14 protein-coding genes and 1 pseudogene are annotated in these 19827 nt (G+C 58.0%); 4 read left to right on the forward strand and 11 right to left on the reverse strand.

Annotated features, from left to right (window positions below; all coding sequences use genetic code 11):
- Positions 1 to 11: 11 nt before the first annotated feature.
- The 4 genes from BLU52_RS11480 to BLU52_RS11495 form a co-directional block, all read right to left on the reverse strand.
- Complete coding sequence (locus BLU52_RS11480) at positions 12 to 1310, reverse strand: MFS transporter (RefSeq protein WP_090283288.1); 1299 nt, start codon at positions 1308 to 1310, stop codon at positions 12 to 14.
- A gap of 58 nt (positions 1311 to 1368) precedes the next feature.
- On the reverse strand, positions 1369 to 2394 hold the full coding sequence (locus tag BLU52_RS11485; RefSeq protein ID WP_090283289.1) for a sugar kinase: 1026 nt from the start codon (positions 2392 to 2394) through the stop codon (positions 1369 to 1371).
- Entirely contained in the window at positions 2387 to 3169 is a 783-nt protein-coding gene (locus BLU52_RS11490) for a sugar phosphate isomerase/epimerase family protein (RefSeq protein ID WP_090283290.1), read from the reverse strand. Before BLU52_RS11490 ends, BLU52_RS11485 begins: the two co-directional genes overlap by 8 nt.
- A gap of 152 nt (positions 3170 to 3321) precedes the next feature.
- Complete coding sequence (locus BLU52_RS11495) at positions 3322 to 4350, reverse strand: LacI family DNA-binding transcriptional regulator (protein ID WP_090283291.1); 1029 nt, start codon at positions 4348 to 4350, stop codon at positions 3322 to 3324.
- A gap of 231 nt (positions 4351 to 4581) precedes the next feature.
- On the opposite strand from BLU52_RS11495, the gene BLU52_RS11500 reads away from it, so the two are divergent.
- Together BLU52_RS11500 and BLU52_RS11505 are read left to right on the forward strand one after the other, a co-directional pair.
- Complete coding sequence (locus BLU52_RS11500; protein WP_197677963.1) at positions 4582 to 7419, forward strand: hypothetical protein; 2838 nt, start codon at positions 4582 to 4584, stop codon at positions 7417 to 7419.
- 259 nt (positions 7420 to 7678) lie between these two features.
- Positions 7679 to 10327: an autotransporter outer membrane beta-barrel domain-containing protein gene (locus BLU52_RS11505; protein ID WP_231988024.1), complete on the forward strand. Its 2649-nt coding sequence runs from the start codon at positions 7679 to 7681 to the stop codon at positions 10325 to 10327.
- Between the two features lie 65 nt (positions 10328 to 10392).
- Here BLU52_RS11505 and BLU52_RS11510 read toward each other — a convergent pair whose 3' ends face one another.
- The 3 genes from BLU52_RS11510 to BLU52_RS11520 form a co-directional block, all read right to left on the reverse strand.
- Positions 10393 to 11034 carry a DUF1345 domain-containing protein gene (locus BLU52_RS11510; protein WP_090283292.1) on the reverse strand — a complete coding sequence of 214 codons (642 nt, stop codon included), beginning with the start codon at positions 11032 to 11034 and terminating at the stop codon, positions 10393 to 10395.
- A gap of 182 nt (positions 11035 to 11216) precedes the next feature.
- The gene (locus BLU52_RS11515) at positions 11217 to 14315 is read right to left on the reverse strand and encodes an efflux RND transporter permease subunit (RefSeq protein ID WP_090283293.1); all 3099 of its coding nucleotides are present in this window, start codon (positions 14313 to 14315) and stop codon (positions 11217 to 11219) included.
- 15 nt (positions 14316 to 14330) lie between these two features.
- Positions 14331 to 15488, reverse strand: coding sequence for an efflux RND transporter periplasmic adaptor subunit (locus BLU52_RS11520; protein ID WP_090283294.1), 1158 nt, complete (start codon positions 15486 to 15488; stop codon positions 14331 to 14333).
- A gap of 287 nt (positions 15489 to 15775) precedes the next feature.
- Here BLU52_RS11520 and BLU52_RS11525 point away from each other — a divergent pair, with 287 nt between their 5' ends.
- Together BLU52_RS11525 and BLU52_RS11530 are read left to right on the forward strand one after the other, a co-directional pair.
- Positions 15776 to 16477, forward strand: a complete 702-nt coding sequence (locus BLU52_RS11525) for a response regulator transcription factor (RefSeq protein WP_090283295.1) — start codon at positions 15776 to 15778, stop codon at positions 16475 to 16477.
- A 4-nt stretch (positions 16478 to 16481) separates the two neighbouring features.
- Complete coding sequence (locus tag BLU52_RS11530) at positions 16482 to 17783, forward strand: ATP-binding protein (RefSeq protein WP_090283296.1); 1302 nt, start codon at positions 16482 to 16484, stop codon at positions 17781 to 17783.
- Between the two features lie 134 nt (positions 17784 to 17917).
- Here the strand turns inward: BLU52_RS11530 and pncA are convergent, their stop codons facing one another.
- The 4 genes and pseudogenes from pncA to BLU52_RS11550 form a co-directional block, all read right to left on the reverse strand.
- Entirely contained in the window at positions 17918 to 18544 is a 627-nt protein-coding gene (gene pncA, locus BLU52_RS11535) for a bifunctional nicotinamidase/pyrazinamidase (protein ID WP_090283297.1), read from the reverse strand.
- Positions 18545 to 18703: 159 nt separating this feature from the next.
- A pseudogene (locus tag BLU52_RS11540) lies at positions 18704 to 19045 on the reverse strand (transcriptional regulator); the annotation flags it as partial.
- Complete coding sequence (locus tag BLU52_RS11545) at positions 19042 to 19569, reverse strand: RNA polymerase sigma factor (protein ID WP_408003559.1); 528 nt, start codon at positions 19567 to 19569, stop codon at positions 19042 to 19044. The gene BLU52_RS11545 and the pseudogene BLU52_RS11540, both read right to left, overlap by 4 nt.
- The gene (locus tag BLU52_RS11550; RefSeq protein ID WP_157720693.1) at positions 19569 to 19769 is read right to left on the reverse strand and encodes a hypothetical protein; all 201 of its coding nucleotides are present in this window, start codon (positions 19767 to 19769) and stop codon (positions 19569 to 19571) included. Before BLU52_RS11550 ends, BLU52_RS11545 begins: the two co-directional genes overlap by 1 nt.
- Between the last annotated feature and the right edge of the window lie 58 nt (positions 19770 to 19827).

A 19827-nucleotide genomic window follows, 5' to 3' on the forward strand; every position in this document is an offset into this window, starting at 1 on the left:
ACAAAGTCCTTTCAGGAATGCGCCGGCACGCGCGGCGTGGCAACGGCTTTGGCGACGACGCGGTCACTGGCGCCGGGCTTGAGAAAAATTGTCAGCACCACCGATAGCAGCAACGCACCGCTCATCAACAGATAGGACGCGCCCGGCGAGCCGGTGGAGCTGTTCAGGTAACCGACCAGATACGAGCCGCCGAACGAACCGAGCGCGCCCATGCTGTTGATCAGTGCCATGGCGCCACCAGCGACGTTGGCCGGGAGGATCTCCGGCACGATCGCGAAGAATGGCCCGTACGGCGCGTACATGCAGGCGCCGGCGATTACCAGCAGCGTGTACGACCACCAGAAATGTTCCGCGCCGAGCGCGTAGGAACCGTAGAACGCGATGGAGGCGATCAGCAGTGGCGGCCAGACGAAGCGTTTGCGCTTCTGCAATTTGTCCGACCCCCACGACACCGCGAGCATGCCGATCACCGCCGCCAGATACGGCAGCGCCGACAGCCAGCCGGCCTCGATCATGTCCATTTTCGCCCCGGCCTTGAGAATCGACGGCAGCCACAACACGAAGCCGTAGACGCCGATGCTCCAGCAGAAAAACTGCAGCGCGAGAATGATCACCTTCGGCGAACGAAACGCTTCGGCGTAATTCTTCACGGCTTTGATGCCGACCTGTTCTGCCGCCAGTGCGCTTTCCAGATCGTGCTTTTCCTGATCGCTCAGCCACTTCGCCTGGGCCGGACGATCATCGGCCAGACGCCACCAGATGAATGCCCACAACACCGCCGGCAAGCCTTCAATGATGAACATCCAGCGCCAGCTGAAGTGCTGCACCAGATAACCCGAAACTACCGACATCCAGAGCATCGTCACCGGGTTGCCGAGGATCAGAAAGGTGTTGGCCCGTGAACGTTCGGCACGGGTAAACCAGTGGCAGAGATAGACCAGCATCGCTGGCATCACTGCCGCCTCGACCACGCCGAGCATGAAGCGGATCACAATCAGCCAATAGGCGTTGGAGACCACGCCGGTCAGAGTCGCGAGGCCGCCCCAAAGGATCAGGCTGACGAAAATCAGCTTCTTCACACTGTGCTTTTGCGCATAGACCGCACCGGGCACCTGGAAGAAGAAGTACCCGAGGAAAAACAAAGCACCGAGCAAAGAGGACAGGCCCGGCGTAATCATCAGGTCTTCGGCCATGCCGGAGGCAGCGGCGAAGCCATAGTTGGCGCGATCGAGATACGCCAGGCTGTAGGTGATGAACACGATCGGCATGATGTACCACCAGCGGCGGGTGGCGAGGGTAGCGTTTTTCATGGTCTTGCTCCTGAGCTTGTTGTTTTTGTCGCAGCAGGTTCAAACAATGGGCAGCCTGTCAGGGCCTCAGCGCCAGCAGGCTGGCTCCCACAGGGTGAGTGGTCGACACAATCCCCATGTGGGAGCCAGCCTGCTGGCGATTGGCGGCCTCAAATTCAACCGATAATTCCAGGCGAGTCGGCAACCCCTCCATATCCCCACGACTCTGCACCGCCCGACTGCCAATCCAGTTCGCGCGTTGCACCGCCTCGGGAACACTCTGATGTTCGAGCAGGGCGCTGATCAGCCCCACTGCAAATCCATCGCCGGCACCGACCGTATCGACGACCCGGGCCACCGGCACGCCAGCGATAAAACCTTGATCGAGCTGTGTGCGGTAATAAGCGCCTTGCGGCCCTAGCTTGATTGCCACCGCTTCGGCACCCTGATCGAGATAGAACGCGGCAATGTCCGCCGGGTCTTCAAAACCGGTCAGCAAACGGCCCTCGCTCAGCCCTGGCAAGACCCAATGGGCGAGGGCGGCGAGGCGATTGATCTCGCTGATCATCTCGCGCTCGCTGGCCCACAGGCTCGGGCGCAGATTGGGGTCGAACGAAACGCTGCTCCCGGTGTGGCGCATACGACTCATCAATTCAAAGGACAATTCGCGCGCCGTGGCCGAGAGCGCTGGCGGAATGCCGGTGGCGTGCAAATGACGGGCGCTGAGCAAGTCCGAGGTGATCGACTGCGGGGCCAAATGACTGGCCGCCGAACCGCGGCGGAAATACTCAACCTGCGGATCGCTGCCATCATCGTTGCGCGACTTGAACTGAAAACCGGTCGGATGCTGTTTATCGACTTCGACGTGGCTGCAATCGAGACCTTCCTTGATCAGGGTTTCGACCACGAAGCGCCCGAGCGAATCATCACCCACCCGGCTCAGCCAGGCGACATTGAAACCCAACCGCGAAAGCCCGATGGCCACATTGCTGTCGGCACCGGCGATGCGTTTGTGAAAATGCTCGACCGCTGCCAGATCACCGGTCTGCTCGGCGACCAGCATCGCCATGGTTTCGCCGAACGAGAGAATATCGATCTCAGACATGGGCAGGCTCCAGACGCGATTGGCCGAGGCGGGCGAGGGCGGCGACATGCTCGGTGGTCAGTTGCAGCAGATCATCGCCCTGCAAGGGGTATTCGGCCGCGCGCATAACGCCTTGGGCCATGTGCCGCAGCAGTTGTTCCCACAGATGCAGGTCGCTGACGGCGGGCGGCACCGCCACCAGTTTGCCGTCGCCGCGACGCGCTACGGCTTTGCAATGCACATAACCTACATGCCGGCCGAGCAGGCGCGCGGCGCTGGCGGCGGACTGGTCCTGCCACTGCCAGTTGCCGATGTCGAAGGTCATTTTGATGGGCAGGTTGTGCTGTTCAACCGCAGCGAAAAAGCGTTGAAACGGTTCGATGCGCCCGCCATGTAAAGTCTGGTCGTTTTCCACCAGCAACTGCACAGGGCTGTGCTTCAAGCGTTCGGCCAAGGAATGCAGATCATTGTTGTCGGTGAAGTACCCGAGAGACACTTTCAGCCATTTCGAACCGAACGCCTCGGCCTGTTGCAGCGCGGTGATCAACTCGGGATTGGGCTGCGCCTGCCCGGCCAGCCACAGTTCAATGGGCGAGGAATAAATGCTTTGCAGGCCCTGCGCCTGGGTGGCCGCAGCCAATTGCGCCGGGTCTTCGCGGGTCAGCAATTCTTCGCGCCACTCGATGCGATTGGCACCGGCCGCAGCCAGAACGTCGATAAAAGAATCTTGCCCGCGCTGGCGCACAAGCTCGGCGCCGTAGCTGGACAGACTGATGGAAACGGCAGGTTTATTCATTGTTATTGACCTCTGAAACCGGTTTCATTTTTGTTCAAAAAAAATATCAGTGAATTCTGTGTTGTTCTTGCGGGTGCCTTCGCGAGCAGGCTCACTCCTACAGGTGACCGCATTCCAAATGTAGGAATGAGCCTGCTCGCGAAGGCGTCAGCTCAAACACCGCCAACCCCACGAGTTGATCCACGCTCAACCAGCACCGGCGCAAAATCCACCACCCGTGCCGCCTCATCATCCCCACGCAAACGCTTGAGCAGACACTCGAACGCCCGCGCGCCAATTTCCTGCGTTGGCTGCGCCAGCGCAGTAATCCCGCTGCCCACCAACGGATACCAATCCAGATCATCCAGGGCGATCAGCCCGATATCCTCGAACAGCCGCGAGCCGATCGCCCGCAATGCAGTCGCAGTTGACAGCGCGGCCACACCGTTGGCGCAGAACAACGCTTTCGGCCCATTCCCAGGAGTGTTTAAAAAAGTTTGAAGTTGCGCTTGCAGATCGTCACCGGTTTCCAGCACCGCCCCGGACAGGTCCGGACGTTGGGCAATCTGTGCATGAAAACTGCTGACCCGCTCGATCCGCGAGCTGGTGCCGTCATACGGTTCGGTGACCAACACCAGATCGCGATAACCGCGTTGTTCAAGATGTGCCAACGCCATTTCTACTGCTTGTGGATTGTTCAACCCGACCATATCGCTGTCGAGCCCGTCCACCTTGCGATCCACCAGCACCAACGGCATCTCGCGGCGCAATTCATGCAATTCGTCACGGTGGTGGCCGAGGGTGTTCACGATCAGCCCCTCGATGTTGTACGAGCGCAGCAGCGCCAGATGCTGGCGTTCCTGCTCGTCATCGCGATCGGTGTTGCACACCACCAGGCTGTAGCCATGCGCACGACAGGCGGTTTCCACCCCGTGCATCACGGCAATTGAATAGGGGTTGCGGATGTCGGCGACCAACATGCCAAGCAGGCGTGTGCGCCCGCGTTTCAGGCCGCGAGCCATTTGGTTGGGGCGATAGCCGAGTTCGGCGATGGCACGCTCGATGCGCAGGGCGATGGCCTCGGAGAGCAGGGCACGATCATCGCCGATAAAGCGTGACACGCTGGCTTTGGATACACCTGCGCGTTCGGCGACGTCGAGCATGGTTATGCGGCTGCGCTGCGCAGTGAAGAAATCGTTCACGGCTAAAGTCTTCTTATGTATGAAACCGGTTTCAGGAGACACCAATTTCTTTACTTGCGTCAAGTGAAGACCCGTTAAGCCTTGAAAAGTACATCGTCGTTTCCGACAGACGGCAGCTAAACCTGTCAGATCTGACAGTAGGCGAATGATTCGGACAGGTGCCTAATTTGCTCAACAGATCAGCAATCAGTCTCACAGGCTGAACTTACATAGACGTGGTGGATAGAAATCATGAGTCCAGTCGGTGTTTCCACAACTAGCTCCTCGATCGGTGTATTGGCCGCACCACTATCAGTCGAGGGTGTCGATGGTAACGACCCGGATGGAAATGTTCCCAAAGATATCTTGTTGAAGGGAACTCGTATCGTCATCCCTCGCCCGGACGACACGGGGCCCAACGACCAATTGATGGCGTTTTGGGTTCAAAACTTGACAGAGACAACTATTTTTGACCAGACCTATCCCGAGGGAATTCTCGATCCTTTTGTTTATGTAGCCTTGACGCCACAACAAATGTCGATTGATGGCGTTGCGCAGGTTTATTACAAGTTATGGAAAAGAGGCGGTGGCAATCCTGATGAGTCGCCACCGCGCACGCTAACCATTGATCACACACCTCTTACAACTTTTCCGGAACCCGTGGCCATACATGCAACACTGTGGGGGTATTGGAATAATAATACGAAGCCTGCATTGACAACTGGTGGCACATTTCGAATTCGCTCTTTGAATAATATTGCGTTGCCCGGGGATGTCGCATGGATGACATGGAGGGGATATCGGACGCTCAATGGCTCTGGTCCGGAAGTGGCAGAAGTATATGGTCGGTGGGAAAAAACGCTTTCCGTGATAGACATAACAAATGGTTTCAACCATGTTGTGCCATTTCAAAAACACATCAGTCCACTATTTGACTCTGATTCCGGTGTCTTCGTCTGCCAATTGTTCAGAGGCGGAAAAATCATTGCCGAGTCTGAAAAAGGGTTGGTGCGGATTGATCAAGTTACACCTGGTACACCTGGCCCTTTCGGCCTGAACTCGCAAGGAGAGACGATAATGGGAATTCAATTTGTAGATAAAATACAGCGCCCGGTTTCTATCGGTGTTTCATCAGACGTAGAGATTTTAGCGGATATCGCCATTGATACACTGGCGGATGGTTTTATCGCCAAAGCTGTACTGGATAGTCAGGTCTTGACCATCAATTTCACTCGTACGCCCGTTGAATTGGATGGCGACAATCTCGATGTCAAATACCGTGAAAAAGGGGAACCGGACTGGACTGATTACCCAAGCACCATTGAGCTTGGCCCGGTTGCCGGCCGGCCGAATGGCACCATCCCACTGCCGTTGAATGCTGTGCTGTTCGCTGAAAAAGCTACCTCTCCCGGTCCGACTGTCTGGGAACTCATGATCGAGCTTTACAAAGGTGGGGGCGGTAACAAGGAAGGCTCCAATACGCTTGAATTCAAGGTGGATCAGCTCGCACCGGTTAATACAAAAAACCCTCCCAGAAGAATAAAGCCGACGCCAGCTCCGGTCTTTGTCAATGGCACCCCGCTTCCGTATCGCAATATCGACACGGCCTGGATTACTGCTAATCCGAATATGAATTTCACGGTGAATGTAGGTTATTTCGGACGTCGTATCGACGACAATTTAACCGCCTGGTTAACCTCAGGTACGCAAGTAGTAGAAGTCTTCAGCAATGCGATCCCTGCGGCCGGTACTTTTGATATTGCCAGCAACGAGTTACTTGTATTCCCGAGTGGTCGCGTCAACATAAAATATCGCTGGGATGACTGGCTTGGTAATCTGGGCGAGGAGTCTACTGCTACCCCCGTTCTGACGTTGGTATTGCCGCAGGCGCCATTGGCCAAAAAAGCACCGCTGGTGCCGGCAACCGACCCGAACTATACAGAATCGCTCTCGTGGGAAAACTTTGAAGGCGGTGTTAACGTTACGGCCATTGTCGAAAACCTGTTTATTGAACACGCAGAACCTGGCGATCAAATCTATGTGGTTATTACGGACCCCGGTGATGTCACCAATTTCGTCGAAACGCCAAAACAGCCATGGGCTAACGCTAACTTGAGTTTCGATCTTACCTTCGCAGCGCTTGAGCCGATATTTAACGGTATCGTTAAGCCGGAGGAGCCGAAGGAGGTCACAATCCACTATGAAATAGAGCGGGCCGGCCTCACCCCAAACGCTGTTTCACCTCCCGCGACCATTATTCTGGAATTCGACATTGTAGGTGTAGTACCACCAAATCCCCCTGATCTGGAGAATCAGGATCTCCAACTTCCGATCGTACAGGGGGTTTCCAAAATTGATAACGTAGTGGAGTCTAATGATCGCGACAAGCCGGGCACATTCACGGTAGTGAACGGTCTTTCGGATCCGGATATAGAGCCGGAGCATACCGTCAAGTGTTTTCTGGGAAGCTCTACCTTACCTTTTGCAGAATTTAGTCCGCTTGCCGCTGTATCAGAGTTCGAGATTATCATCCCGGCACCTGAAATGGCCAAGTTGACACCGCCAAACGATACAGCTCGTTACACTATTCAAAAGACCGGAGTCGACAAAAACGTTAACAAATCATTGCCGCAAACAGTCGAAGTCAAGCAGATTCCGGTGGTCCTGCCTGTACCTACGATCAGAATCCGTAATCCTACAAATCGCGACTATATCGAGTGCTACGCGATGGTCAGTCCTACGAGTGGTTATATCCTGGGACTGAACATCAGAAAAGATCCGCTGCTGCCGGTAGGCACTGTTATCACCGCACACTTTGAAGCGCACTCGAATGCCACGGGTACTGCGCTGATTCCCAATACGAAGGCCTCGGCGCCTTATACCATTCAGGGGCCGACCGTGCCTGATGTCGCCAGAGTGGGCACGGCTGCACACTTCAAGGCAGCACAGCCCAAGCGAGGTGCGCTTGCATGGGGCAAGTACTGGTATGAAGCCCAGGGTGGCCTGCAAGCCTCAATTCCAGTCATCAAGCCGTTGGATACTATCAACAGCAGCTTCCAATATTGCGATCTGACAGGAGCGCCAGCGTAGGGCTGCGATAAGTAAGGTGGTTTTTCGGCGGGAGAGAGGTCTTTGCGTTTCTCTCTCTCTCGCGCGGCTTTTTCAGTGAAAGTCAACGGGAGGTTGAACATGCCTGCACTCTGTAAGGATAAATCGCGGTGCATTTAAGGATTATTCCTACATTAATTATTTTCCGTAGTCATTAGCCTGTCGGACGTTTTTTAGTTGGCGCTCGCGACACTGCCGAAAAAACAGACGTCGTGATCGTGCAGAATGAGGAAGTATCCATATGTCCATTTATTTAGGCTTCAGGCACCCGAACACTCTCAGACTGATGATGGCTGCGGCATTGATCGCTGCGCCCCAGGCTCACAGTCGCACCTTGCTGCCAGGCGAGAGTGAAGTAGTTACCAATCCACCGGCGCCAGAAGCATGGAGCGTGTCCCAAGGTGGAACGCTGACCATCGACAACGCGACAGCACTGACCATCGGTTCACAAAGTGCCAATGTCGTCTTCAACGGTGGTCAGAGCCAGCGTATCAATGCAAACACCTCTTCGTTGAAAATGTCCGGCGCTACGGTCAATAGCGCGGCGGGACGGGGAGCTATCCAGCTACTCGACAGCAACGCGACGATCGACAAATCGATTATCACCAGCACCAACAGTTTTGGGCTTTTGCTGGGACGTAACCTCAGCACCCCTGCATCCTCCACAGCCACCATTACCGGCAACAGTGTCATCACCGGGGCGATCGGTGGGGTACAAGCGGTAGGTTTCGCCGTGCTGAACCTTACCGACTCTACTGTCGTGGGCACCGGGGCAAGCAGTTATGGTGTGCAGTTGGGCGGCGCGAAACTTTCAGCGACGGGCAGCACGATTACCGGCGCACAGGATGGCCTGCAAATCGTAACCGACACGGTCGGCGTCAATGCCAGCACCGTGACACTCAATGATACCCGCGTGACCGGTGGCACCGGGTCGGCCATTGTATTGGGCTCCTCCGGCAGCGCCGGGACTGTCGCCAGCATCAATATCAGCGGCAATTCCGTACTGATCGGTGGCGATGGCAATCTTTTGCGAGCAGCCAACCGTTCAACAGCCAACCTCACCGTTGATGCAAGCCAGCTGGAAGGCAATGTCGTGGCCGAGACGGGCAGTTCGATCTCCTGGCGGATGCAGAACGGCGCCGCGCTGGAGGGGGATCTGCAGAATGTGACGCAAGTCAGCCTGGACTCAGGCAGCACGCTCAATGGCAATGTTCTGTCCGTTGCAGGAACGGCGTCAAATGTCAGCCTGAACAATAACGCCCGTCTGACTGGCAACGTGGAAAACGTTGTCGGGTTATCGCTGAACAATGGCAGCCAGATGACCGGCAATGTACTGGCTGACGCCAATGGCCTTGTTGACCTGGACAACGGTTCGGCGCTCAACGGTAATGTCCAGAACGTCTCAAGCCTGGTGCTGAACCACGGCAGCAGTCTCACCGGCGATGTCAGCACAGCTGCCAACGGTGGCGTGCTGCTGGACAATGCTTCTGTGCTGACCGGTCAGGTCAACAATTCAGGCAGCCTGACTGTCAATAATGCTGCCCAGTGGGTAATGATTGGCGACAGTACCGTGCAACGTCTTGCGTTGGACAACGGCGTTGTTCGCATGGGCACGAACGAGCAGTTTCAGCAATTGAATATCGGCGACCTGTCTGGTCGCGGCACCTTTGTGATGGGCACGGATCTGGGCAACGGGTCCACCGATTTTCTGAATGTCACCGGTAATGCCAGCGGTCAACACCAACTGCAAGTTGCTGCCACCGGCACTACGCCCGTTACTGCCGAAGCGGTGAAGATCGGCAATATTGCCGCCGGCGACGCCAGTTTCTCGCTGGGTGGTCGCGAAACGGTGGACGCTGGTGCTTTTGTCTATCGGTTGAAACAGGACGGCCAGGGCCTTTTCCTCAACCCGGACAAGGAAACCGTCAGTACGTCGAGCAACACCGCGCTCGCGCTGGCAGGGAGCGCGCGCAGCGTATTGAACGCGGAGATGAACATGCTCAATACGCAAATCGGTGATCGTGGGCTCAGTATCCGGCCTGATGCTGCAATGCGGGTAGCCAGTGACAGCGACACGACCAAGTTGAGTAACAGTGTCTGGGTACGCACCTATGGCAACCAATACAACGTCAAGAATGCCTATGGTGATGGCTACACACAAAATCAGACAGGAATTACCGGTGGTGCCGATACCACGGTAGTCGTCGGTGGACGCGATGTTCTGCTGGGCGGTTTCGTTGGTTCCAGCCGCACCGAGATGGACCTCAAGTACGGTTCCAAGGCAACGGTCGATAGCTTGAATGCTGGTGTTTACGGCAGCACATTCGATCCCGAGAGCGGTGTGTTCGTCAACGGTATGCTCAAGCTCAACCAGTTCGACAACAAGGCAAAAGTCACCATGAGCGACGGCACACGGGCCAAAGGCGATTACAAGTCGCTAGGCGCGAGTGCTGCCGTTACCGTCGGCAAGCACATCCGCTTTGCGGACAACTGGTTTCTCGAACCGCAGGTCGGCGTATCTACCGGCGTCACTCAGAGTGACAGCTATAAGTTAGACAACGGCCTTGAAGTCAAAGCGGACACCATGCGATCCGTACAGGGAAACATTGGGGTCCGGGGCGGACGTTTGTTGGCACTGGAAGGTGGTGCCTTGCTGGAGCCCAGTGTTTCGCTGGGGGCAAACCATGAGTTCGTCAAAACCAATGAGGTTAAAATCAACGAAGACAGTTTCAACGATGACCGCGCCAGTAGCACGCTGGAATACCGTGCCGGGCTGAAATGGACACCTGCACAGCGAAACTGGCAGGTCGCGGGCGAAATCGGGGGCGGTACGGGCAATACTGTCTCCCAGAACTGGAGTGCGAGCGTGAGATTGAGTCATTTTTTCTAAATTGAACGAGATGGAAGAGCCCTGGCAATGCCGGGGCTTTTTATTGGAAAGCGACTCCAAAAGACTCAGCCGAACAATCCGGCGGCAATGTTGATCGAGAATCCCAGAATAGCCGTATTGAACACAAAACCGATCAATGACTGTGCCAGCACGATCTTGCGAATATCCCTTGTCGCAACTCCCACATCCGACGTTTGCACGGCCACTCCGATCGTGAACGAAAAGTACAAAAAATCCCAGTAATTGGGAGTTGTCAGCCCTTCGGCAAAACGCAAAGCCGGTTCCGTGCCGCCCCAGGTGTAATACAACCTTGCATAATGCACGCAGAAAATCACGCCGATGAGCAGCCATGAACCGACCACCGTGAGGGCGGTGAAGCCGTAGTGCAGGAGTTTGAGCTTCGTTTCCAGGTCCTTGTTGCCGGCCAGTTCGAGGGTGATGGTCGCCAGGCTCGCCAACGCAGCGATGCAAACCATGAATAACACCAGTCCGGCATTCTCGTCTTCGATCTCAGCGATGCGTTTAACGTCCGGTGCCTTGGCGCGCATGGTGAGCCACAGCATCAGGATCAGGTAACTCCAGACGCCGACGTTCCAGCCGATGAGAGTTTTGCTGACGACGGAGTCGGCGGGGGCCAGCAGGCCGGTGGCGAGGCCGAACAGCGCGGCGGCAGAGAGACGCGGGTGGGTGCGGGCGAGGAAGCGCATGGGGACTCGATGGGCCAGGGTGGGTCAGACACATTAGCCCAGCGATGACGGACATGACCACATCGCTGAATGTTTGCAAAATCCCTGTGTGAGCGAGCCTGCTCGCGAAAGCGTCGGTACATTCAAAATTGATGTTGACTGATCGGGCGCATTCGCGAGCAGGCTCGCTCCCATAATTGGGATCAGTGGGGCTTGGTGAATCGTTGTACGAGCTTCATCACAACTACAAAGAACACCGGCACGAAGATGACCGCAAGTGTTGCGGTGATCATCCCGCCGATCACTCCAGTGCCAATGGCTTGCTGACTCGCCGAACTGGCACCCGTGGCGATAGCCAGCGGCACCACGCCGAGAATGAACGCAAGCGACGTCATCACGATTGGCCGCAACCGCAAGCGCGCCGCCTGCAACGTCGCATCGATGAGATCGTGACCCTCGTCATACAAGCTCTTGGCGAACTCGATGATCAGGATCGCGTTCTTCGCCGACAGGCCTATGATGGTGATCAATCCGACCTTGAAGAACACATCGTTAGGCATCCCACGCATCGTCACGGCCAACACCGCGCCGAGCACGCCCAGCGGCACGACCAGTAACACCGAAGTCGGAATCGACCAGCTCTCGTACAGCGCCGCCAGACACAGGAACACCACCAGAAGCGACAATCCGAGCAGGATCGGCGCCTGATTGCCAGACAAGCGCTCCTGCAGCGACAGGCCAGTCCATTCCTGTCCCAGACCTTTCGGCCCTTGCGCAACCAGACGCTCGATTTCCGCCATGGCCTCACCAGTGCTGTGGCCCGGAGACGGTTCGCCGGAAATCGCAATCGCTGGATAACCGTTGTAACGGGTCAACTGCGCCGGGCCCTGAATCCAGGTGGCCTGCACGAACGCCGACAACGGCACCATATGCCCGGTGTCGTTGCGCACATGCATTTTCAGCAGATCGGCGACCTGACTACGCTGATCGCCTTCTGCTTGCACGACAACGCGCTGCATCCGGCCCTGATTGGGGAAATCGTTGATGTAGCTAGAACCCACTGCAGTGGACAGCACATTGCCGATGTCCGCGAAGGAAACGCCCAACGCGTTCGCCTGCTTGCGATCAACGACTAGCTGAACCTGCGGTGCTTCGGCCAACGCGCTTTCACGCACATTCATCAGCACCGGGCTTTTTTCCGCGGCGGCGAGCAATTCACTGCGCGCCTGCATCAACGTCGCATGGCCGAGCCCGCCACGATCCTGCAAACGGAACTCAAAGCCGCTTGATGTACCGAGACCATCCACTGGCGGTGGCAGGACCGAAAACGCCATGGCGTCCTTGATTTCACTCAGGGCAATGTTGGCGCGATCGGCAATCGAACTGGCGGAATCGTCACCGCCGCGCTGCGACCAATCCTTCAACGTCGAAAACGCCAAGGCTGCGTTCTGCCCGCTACCGGAGAAACTGAAACCGAGAATCACCACGCTGTCACTGATGCCCGGTTCGCCGGCGTTGTGCGCTTCAAGCTGCTCGGCCACGGCCACCGTACGATTCTTGGTCGCACCGGGCGGCAATTGAATGTCGGTAATGGTATAGCCCTGATCTTCCACCGGTAGAAACGAGGAGGGCAGGCGCGCGAAGCAAACCCCCAGTCCGACCAGCAGCACGACGTAAATCAGCAGGTAGCGACCGCTGCGTTTCAGCGCAAGGCCGACCCAGCCCTGATAGCGGTCAGTCAGTTGCTCGAAGCGCCGGTTGAACCAGCCGAAGAACCCGGACTTTTCATGATGCTCGCCTTTGGCAATCGGCTTGAGCAATGTGGCGCACAGCGCCGGGGTCAGCGTCAGCGCAAGGAAAGCCGAGAACAGGATCGAGGTCGCCATCGACAACGAGAACTGCTGATAGATGACGCCGACCGAGCCTTGCATGAAGGCCATCGGAATAAACACTGCCACCAGCACCAGCGTGATACCGATGATCGCTCCGGTGATCTGCGTCATGGCTTTGCGCGTCGCTTCCTTGGGCGACAAGCCTTCACTGGCCATGATCCGCTCGACGTTCTCCACCACGACAATCGCGTCATCGACCAGAATGCCGATCGCCAGCACCATGCCGAACATGGTCAACACGTTGATCGAGAAGCCCAGCGCCAGCATGGTCGCGAAGGTGCCCATCAGTGCCACTGGCACCACCAGCGTCGGGATCAGCGTGTAGCGCACGTTCTGCAGGAACAGAAACATCACCGCAAAGACCAGCATCATCGCTTCGCCAAGGGTGTAAACCACTTTGGTGATCGAGACTTTGACGAAGGGCGAGGTGTCGTAAGGGATTTTGTATTCAACGCCGGCCGGGAAGTAGCGCGACAACTCATCCATCTTCGCCCGCACCAGGGTTGCGGTGTTCAGCGCATTGGCGCCCGGCGACAGTTGTACGCCAACCGCTGTCGAAGGCTTGCCGTTCAAGCGTGTACCGAACTGGTATTCCTGGCTGCCGATCTCGACTCGCGCCACGTCGCCGACGCGCACGGTGGAGCCGTCGCGATTGGCCTTGAGCACGATGTCGGCGAACTCTTGCGGCGTCGATAACTGACCTTTCACTAGAATGGTTGCGGTGATTTCCTGCGACGCCGGTGACGGCAGATCGCCGATGCTGCCGGCAGAGACTTGCGCGTTCTGCGCGACGATGGCGGCGTTGACATCGGCGGGCGTCAGGTCGAAAGCGATCAGCTTCTGCGGATCGATCCAGATGCGCATGGCCCGTTCGGCGCCATACAGTTGAGCCTTGCCCACGCCCTCCAGGCGCTTGATCTCGTTCATCACGTTGCGTGCCAGATAATCGCTGAGCGCGACGTCATCGAGCTTGCCGTCACTGGAGGTCAGGGTGATCAGCAACAGAAAGCCGGAAGAGACTTTCTCGACCTGCAGGCCTTGCTGGTTGACCGCTTGCGGCAGGCGCGACTCGACCACTTTGAGTCGGTTTTGCACGTCGACCTGTGCCAGTTCCGGGTTGGTGCCGGGCTGGAACGTCGCTTTGATCGTGGCGCTGCCGAGGCTGCTTTGCGATTCGAAGTACAGTAGATGATCGGCGCCGTTGAGCTCTTCCTCGATCAGGCTGACCACGCTTTCGTCGACAGTCTGCGCCGAGGCGCCGGGGTAAACGGCATAGATCTCGATTTGCGGCGGCGCGACATCAGGGTATTGCGCCACCGGTAATTGCGGGATGGCCAACGCACCGGCCATCAGGATGAACAGCGCGACGACCCAGGCGAATACCGGGCGATCGATGAAGAACTGCGGCATAAAAAAGCGTCCTGCTTACTGACCCGAGGTCTGGGCAATGGGAAGAGGGCTGTCGTCGATTTGCACGGTTTCGCCGGGGCGGGCATGTTGCAGGCCTTCGACGACGATGCGGTCACCGGGCTTGAGGCCGCCGGTGACGATCCAGCGATTGTTCTGAACCGCGCCCAGTTCCACGGGTTGCTGGGCGACGCGCATCTGTTCATCGACAATCAGCACTTGGGCGATGCCCGCGCTGTCACGCTGCACGGCGCGTTGCGGCACGGTAATGCCATTGGCGATCGTTGCCTGTTCCAGACGTACGCGGATGAAACTGCCAGGCAGCAAGTCGAGATCGGGGTTGGGGAATTCGCTGCGCAAGATGATCTGGCCGGTGCCCGGATCGACCGTGATGTCGCTGAACAGCAACTTGCCCGGCAGCGGATACAGGCTGCCGTCATCCTGAATCAGCGTGGCTTTGACCTGATCCTGGCCAACTTCCTGCAATTGCCCGGAACGGAACGCGCGGCGCAATTCGTTCAGTTCGCGGGTCGACTGGGTGAGATCGGCGTGGATCGGATTGAGCTGCTGAATCAGCGCCAGCGGGGTGGTTTCGTTCTGCCCGACCAAGGCACCTTCGGTCACCAGCGCGCGGCCGACGCGACCGGAAATCGGTGCCGTGACGGTGGCATAGCCGAGATTCAGTTTCGCCCGTTCCACCGCTGCTTTATTTGCCGCCACGTCGGCTGCGGTCTGCCGGGCATTGGCGCGGGCGTTGTCGTAGTCCTGAGCGCTGATGGCTTTGTCATCGATCAACTGGGCGTAGCGCTGCTCTTGCAGTTTCGCCTGAAAGGCATTGGCTTCGGCCTTGCGCAGCGCGGCTTCGGCGCTGTCGAGGTCGGCCTTGAAGGGTGCCGGGTCGATGCGAAACAATACGTCGCCCTTTTTCACGTCGCTGCCTTCGCGAAAGGTCCGTTGCAGGACCACACCGGCGACCCGTGCGCGGACTTCGGCAATCCGTGGCGCGGCAATGCGCCCGCTGAGTTCGCTGCTGAGCGTCAGGGGATGCGCTTCGACCGTCTCGATACGCACCGTAGCCGGTGGCGCCTGCACCTCGGCGTCCGACGACGAATCACAGGCGCTCAACGTCAGCGCCAGCGCGATCAGGCCGAGCCCGGCCAGCAGTTTGTTCGACATGTACAACCCCCAATATTGAAGTCCGCATCCTACGGGCAGACGCCGGGATTAGCGGTGAAGCTTTGTAGGCGCTGTGTGAAATTGTGTAAGGGTTTTGCTCGGGGAGGGGTGAGGGCGTATATCCTGCAAGCCTTGAAATTTATTGCGACAGATAAAGCATCGCCAGCAGGCTGGCTCCCACAGTGAAAGCGGGTGTTCACAAGATCTGTGTTCACAGCCAGACCTGTGGGAGCCAGCCTGCTGGCGATAGCGGTCGAACCGTCGCCACAGCATTTTCTGGATCACCCATGCCCAACATCCTCCTCGTCGAAGACGACACCGCCCTCGCCGAACTGATTTCCAGCTACCTGGAGCGCAACGGTTATTCCGTCAGCGTCATCGGCCGTGGCGACCACGTGCGCGAGCGGGCGCGGGCCAATCCGCCGGATCTGGTGATCCTCGACCTGATGCTGCCGGGCCTCGACGGCTTGCAGGTGTGCCGCTTGCTGCGCGCCGATTCGGCGATGCTGCCGATCCTGATGCTCACCGCCCGCGATGACAGTCATGATCAGGTGCTGGGCCTGGAGATGGGCGCCGACGATTACGTCACCAAACCGTGCGAGCCGCGTGTACTGCTGGCACGCGTGCGCACGCTGTTGCGCCGCAGCAGCCTCGGCGAGCCGCAGACGGTCAATGACCGTATCGTCATGGGCAATCTGTGCATTGACCTGTCCGAGCGCACCGTGATCTGGCGCGAGCAAGCGGTGGAGCTGTCCAGCGGCGAATACAACCTGCTGGTGGTGCTGGCCCGGCATGCCGGCGAAGTGCTTAGCCGCGACCAGATCCTTCAGCGCTTGCGCGGTATCGAATTCAACGGCACCGACCGTTCGGTGGATGTAGCCATTTCCAAGCTGCGGCGCAAATTCGACGACCATGCCGGCGAGGCGCGCAAGATCAAGACCGTGTGGGGCAAGGGCTATCTGTTCAGCCGCTCCGAATGGGAATGCTGAGCTGATGTTTCGCATCCTGTTTCGCCTGTATCTGGTGACGATCGTCTCCTACAGTGCGGCGATCTATCTGGTCCCGGACCTGGTGGTGATGGCGTTCAGAGAACGCTTCGTTACGTACAACCTCGACTATTCGCGCGGCCTGCAATCGCTGATCACCCGCCAGTTTCATGCGGTGCCGCAAGATCAGTGGCCGGCCCTGGCGGCGTCGCTGGACAAGGATTTCCAGCCGTTGCATATCGTTCTGGCGCGCATTGACGATGCCAAATTCACTGATACAGAGCGTGAGCGTCTGCGTCGTGGCGAGAACATCGTGCGCATCGGCGATTGGGGCTGGCGCACACTGGCAGTAGCGCCGCTGAACGACACCACGGCGGTGAAAATGGTGGTGCCGCCGGATCCGATGGACGTCGATCTGCTGTACTGGAGCATCAACGTGCTGATCGGCGCCACATTGCTGGCGTGCCTGTTGATGTGGTTGCGTCCGCACTGGCGTGATCTGGAGCGCCTCAAAGGCACCGCCGAACGTTTCGGCAAAGGCCATTTGAGCGAGCGCACGCATATCGCGCCAAGCTCGAACATCGGCAGCCTCGCGCATGTCTTCGACACCATGGCCGGCGACATCGAAAAACTGCTCAATCAGCAGCGTGATCTGCTCAACGCTGTATCCCACGAACTGCGAACGCCGTTGACGCGTCTGGATTTCGGCCTGGCGCTGGCGCTGTCCGATGACTTGCCGGCCGCCAGCCGCGAGCGCTTGCAAGGGCTGGTCGCGCACATTCGTGAGCTGGATGAACTGGTACTGGAGTTGTTGTCCTACAGCCGTTTGCAGAACCCGGCGCAGCTACCCGAACAGGTCGAAGTAGCGCTGGACGAATTTGTTGACAGCATTCTGGGCAGCGTCGACGAAGAGCTGGAATCTCCCGAGATCGTCATCGACGTGTTGCTGCACGGCCAGCTCGAACGCTTCTCGCTCGACCCGCGTCTCACCGCGCGGGCCATTCAGAATCTGTTGCGCAACGCCATGCGCTATTGCGAGAGCCGTATTCAGGTTGGCGTGCAGGTCAATGCCGAGGGCTGTGAGATCTGGGTCGATGACGACGGCATCGGCATTCCCGATGACGAGCGTGAGCGGATATTCGAGCCGTTTTATCGGCTTGATCGCAGTCGGGATCGGGCTACCGGTGGTTTTGGTCTTGGCTTGGCGATCAGCCGTCGGGCACTGGAAGCCCAGGGCGGCACACTGACCGTCGAACCTTCACCGCTGGGTGGGGCGCGGTTCAGGTTGTGGCTGCCGACGAAAGCCTGAGATTCCAATGCCCCAGATATCAGTGTGCCTTGTGGGAGCGAGCCTGCTCGCGGAGGCGTCGGATCAGTCGACTTATGCTTCGCTCATAGACCGCCATCGCGAGCAGGCTCGTTCACACAGGGGGCTTGCGTTGTTCAGGTGAGTTCTGTCGATTGAATCAACTCAACGCCGGCGCTCTGCATTCTCTCCATCGCCGACTGCAGTGATCCATTCATATCGATTGCCCGACACGCATCCAGCACCACGTAGGCATTGAAACCTGCCGCTCGCGCATCCAGCGCGGAAAACATCACACAGAAATCCAGCGCCAGCCCGACCATGTAAACGGTGTCGATGCCGCGTGCTTTGAGATATCCCGACAGGCCGGTAGTGGTGCAGCGATCGGCTTCCAGGAACGCCGAATAGCTGTCGATATCAGGATTGCAGCCCTTGCGGATGATCAACTGAGCGTGCGGCAAGTCGAGTTGAGGATGAAACTCGGCGCCGGCTGTGCCTTGCACACAATGCTCAGGCCATAGCGTTTGTTCGCCATAGGGCAGTTGAACGCTATCGAAGGGCTGCTTGCCGGGATGCCTGGAGGCAAACGAAGCGTGGCCCTGCGGGTGCCAGTCCTGAGCGATGATGACCTGGCTGAACTGGCGGGCGAGCCGGTTGATCAACGGCACAATAAGATCACCTTCCGGCACTGGCAATTGCCCGCCGGGGGTGAAATCGTTTTGCACGTCGATCACCAACAACGCGGTACGGGATGAATCAGGCATTGCGTGTCCTCCTTGAAAACAGTCGCTCAGCATAGTTCAGGACTGCTCATGCGCCGAGGCGGCTTTTAACGATTTTGCCTTGCTTTCAAGTTCTGGTGCAGCGTTGTGCCCGCTCGTGGGCCGGCGGTTGCTTTCCGTACTCCGAGCGGGTGGCGAATCGTGGTTTGACCGTGTTGCCTGCCAGCCAAGGAACGCGCGATCGGCCAGAACACCACCGGCAAACAACGCTGCCGCGGCGGCGCCGATAAACCAGCGGCGGCTCAGCCCCGGTTTTTCGGGCGAAGGAATCGCGTCCAGCCGCGCCTGCAACCGTTCCAGCGGTGCCTGTTGCGCAAGTTCGTCATAGGCGTTTTGGTAGGGCAGGTTACTGCGACTGAGCCACTGCACGCGCAGGTTGAGCAATGCATCGTCAGCCATAGCCTGTTCAAGCAGGCTGCGTTGCTCGGCGCCGAGTTCATTGTCCAGCCAGGCGACCAGTTGCTCATCCGAAGGTGTCTTCATGAGTGGTCGGCCTCGGTAGAGGTGGCAACCGTGTACAGCGGTGGGTATTCAGCCAGTTTCAACCGGGCGGTGGCCAACCGCGTCATGACTGTCGCAACTGGAATTTGCAGAATTTCGGCGACTTCGCTGTAGGAAAAACCTTCGACGTAAGCCAGATAAACCGTCTCGCGCTGGGTTTCCGGCAAGGCATCGACACGGCGAATGACCTGCGCAGCCATTACGTAGGGTTTCGCAGCAAATGCGTTGTCAGCCTCTGTGCCATTCCCAGCCAGTTCCTGACGCACCCGACGCGTGCGCACTTCGCTGATCCAGATTGAATGCAACAGGCCCAACAACCATCGCTCCATCCGCATACCGGCCACGTACTGACTTGCACGTTCAAGCGCGCACACGCAAGTCGCGTGCACCAGATCCTCAGCCACATGCCGATTGCGCGACAACAGCAAACCGTAGCGCCACAGTCGCGCCAGATGCTGTCCGAGTTCTGCTCTGAAGGCCTGCTCGCTGATGGCGACTTCCCTTATCAATGTTCAGGTTGTGATGAGTCGCGGATGGCACTGGTCTGCAACGCGCATTTCTGCGATTTGCTGTCCCAGACCTGACCTTTCGGGCATTCGGGTTTTTGCACCGGCTGGCCTTTTTCTTCGGTAGCCAGCGCCAACGGGCTGGAGATCACCGCGACCAACAGCCACGGGGCGGCGAACATAACGGAACGGATAGTCATGGGCAAGGCTCCACAGAAGGTTGAGTCCGTGTCGGGACAAAACCAGGTGAAATTTTGT

Origin of the sequence: Pseudomonas granadensis (assembly GCF_900105485.1) — a bacterium.
GTDB classification, from domain to species: domain Bacteria; phylum Pseudomonadota; class Gammaproteobacteria; order Pseudomonadales; family Pseudomonadaceae; genus Aquipseudomonas; species Aquipseudomonas granadensis.